This window comes from Saccharomonospora iraqiensis subsp. paurometabolica YIM 90007, from assembly GCF_000231035.2.
In the GTDB taxonomy this organism is placed as follows: domain Bacteria; phylum Actinomycetota; class Actinomycetes; order Mycobacteriales; family Pseudonocardiaceae; genus Saccharomonospora; species Saccharomonospora paurometabolica.
The window spans coordinates 1,684-4,040 of the sequence record NZ_KI912230.1; the positions used below are offsets into that span (position 1 = coordinate 1,684).

The 2,357-nt window shown below is 70.9% G+C and carries 3 protein-coding genes and 1 pseudogene; all 4 read right to left on the bottom strand.

What is annotated here, in order from left to right; translation table 11 throughout:
• Nucleotides 1-878 (bottom strand): annotated as a pseudogene (locus SACPADRAFT_RS26835) (hypothetical protein); the annotation flags it as partial.
• 17 nt (nt 879-895) lie between these two features.
• Nucleotides 896-1,264 (bottom strand): hypothetical protein, encoded by a 369-nt coding sequence (locus tag SACPADRAFT_RS0210375; RefSeq protein WP_007027318.1) that lies wholly within the window; start codon nt 1,262-1,264, stop codon nt 896-898.
• Between the two features lie 270 nt (nt 1,265-1,534).
• The gene (gene hpt, locus SACPADRAFT_RS0210380; protein WP_007027317.1) at nt 1,535-2,089 is read right to left on the bottom strand and encodes a hypoxanthine phosphoribosyltransferase; all 555 of its coding nucleotides are present in this window, start codon (nt 2,087-2,089) and stop codon (nt 1,535-1,537) included.
• A 2-nt stretch (nt 2,090-2,091) separates the two neighbouring features.
• The coding region (locus tag SACPADRAFT_RS26840) for a TilS substrate-binding domain-containing protein (RefSeq protein WP_007027316.1) at nt 2,092-2,357 on the bottom strand (266 nt) is incomplete at its 5' end.

Genomic DNA, 2,357 nt, shown 5'->3' on the forward strand with positions numbered 1-2,357 from the left:
GCCGCCTGCGCACCCGCGGCGGCGCCGGGCGTCCCGACGCCCCCGACACCACTCACCCCGGCCGGGTTCACCGCCGCGTGGCCGCCGGGCGCACCGTAGGTGCCCGCGGCACCGAGGTTGCCCGCCTCGGCACTCACGCCGCCCGCCATCGCCTTGAGCCCGAGCGAATCGGGGCCGAAGCTCGGCGTCGTGCCGTCGATCTCGGAGAGCTCCGTGGTGTAGGCGTCCAGGAAGGCGATCTGCTGCGCCTTGGTCTCCTGCGCCGCGTCGAACTTCTCCTTGAGGTCCGAGACCATGGCCGCGGGCCCGCCCGAGAGCATCGCCGCGGTCTCGTCGGCCGGGTCGAACTCCTTGGGCTGGGGCATCGACCGCAGCTTCGCCGCGGCGGCGGCCTGCCGCGCGAGCCGGTCCTGCATGGTGCGGGCCGCCTCCGAGGCCTGCGCACCGGAGTTCGCGATCCCCACGAGCGCGCCCTGGGCCGCGCCCGCACCCTGGCCGAGCCACACCGACCCCAGTTCGGTGATCGCGTTGTAGAGATCGTCGGCGATCCGGGTCAACTCGCCGCCGTGGCGGTTCCAGGTCTGCCCGATCTCCTCGGCGGAGGCGGGCACGTTGTCGACCGTCGCGAAGGAGTAGAGCTGCTTCGATTCGTGCGCGGCCCAGTTCGGCCGGGCGCCGATCGCCCGGTCGTCGCCGAAGAGGAAGCCCTCGGCCCGGCCGCGCGCCCGGTTGACGATGTCGGCGACCTCGGCGCTCTCCTGCCTGCGGACGGCGTCCACGTCCACCGGACGTTCGCTCGCGCCGCCGGTCTGTGTGCCGGGGCGGGCCTGGGCGTCCTCCCCGGTCCCGGCCCCGTCGGTGGCTCTGTCGGAATACATGTCGCCCTCCCCCTTGCTCAGAGCTGCCCGTTGAACGACTGCGCGCTGGAGGCGTCGAAGTCGTCGTAACGACCCATCGCCTCGACGATCGCGTGTTCGGCCTGGTCGTACTGGGTGTACAGGTTGCGCAGCGCCTGCGCGTACGAGTCCCCCACACCCGCCGCACGGTCGGCGAACTTGTGTGCGATCGCCTGTCCCACCGGGTTGGCCCCCAGCCTCGGCGGGGCGGCGAGGAAGTCGGTGTTCTCCAACAGCGCCGCGACCGCGTCCTTGCCCGTCCGGATCTTGCTCAGCACCGCCTGCGCGGCGTCCGGATCGATGCCGACCTGACCGGTCGCCGCGGCCGCACGGAACGCGGCGGCATCCGCGTAGCTGCTGTTGCCCATCTGTTCGTTCTCCCGTCCCCAGCACATTCGGACATCACACACGGCGGGCACGACGCCCGACGTCGGTCCTGCGCCCGCGATCTTCGCTAAGGTTAACGCACCTGACGCGGAGCTACGACCGATTCTCACCGTTTCGGGTTCCGTGTTCGCGCGGATTCTCCGCCGCCGATGCCTGACCGTTACGACAACGCGGAAACCTGGCCCCCGGCCTACCCGGGCGGGCGACCCCGGCCGGACGGTGGCCGTCCCGAATCGCCCGCCCGTGCCCGGTCAGGACGAGTAGACCTGCGGATCGAGCGTGCCGATGAACGGCAGATCCCGGTAGCTCTCGGCGTAGTCCAGCCCGTAGCCGACGACGAACTCGTTCGGGATGTCGAAACCGACGTAGCGCACGGGCACGTCCACCTGCACGGCATCCTTCTTCCGCAGCAACGAGCAGACACCGAGCGAGGCCGGGTTCCGGCTGGCGAGGTTCTTCAGCAGCCAGGACAGCGTGAGCCCCGAGTCCACGATGTCCTCGACGATCAGGACGTCCTTGCCCGCGATGTCCTTGTCGAGATCCATCAGGATGCGCACGACACCGGAGGAGGACGTCGACGACCCGTAGGACGACACCGCCATGAACTCCAGCTGGGCCGGGATCGGCAGGGCACGGGCGAAGTCGGTCATGAACATCACCGCGCCCTTGAGCACACCCACGAGCACCAGGTCCGACGAACGGCCCTCGGTCGGGTAGTCGGCGGCGACCTTGGCGGCCAGCTCGGCGACCTTGTCCCTGATCTGCTCCTCGGTGATGAGCACGGAGGCGATGTCGCCCTCGTACACGGTCAGCCCCCTCCTGTGGTGGATTGGCGGAAGTTCAGGGCGAGCTTGTCACGCGACCGGTAAGCCTCCACCCCGCCGGGTAGGAAAACGCCGCCCTGGCCACGCCACCGGCCCACGAGCGCGTCCACCGACCGCAGGTGTCCGTCGGTCAGGTCACCGATCCCGGCGTCCAGCAGCCAGCGCCGCAGTACCCGCCTGCGCACGGGCGCCTGCGCCGGTTCGAGCACCCCGACGAGCAGGTCCGCGCCGTCCCGGGCGCGGGCGGCGA

What these genes read in the sequence shown, in the direction of transcription:
- SACPADRAFT_RS0210375 (WP_007027318.1), bottom strand. Translation starts at nt 1,264, where the DNA reads ATGGGCAACAGCAGCTACGCGGATGCCGCCGCGTTCCGTGCGGCCGCG.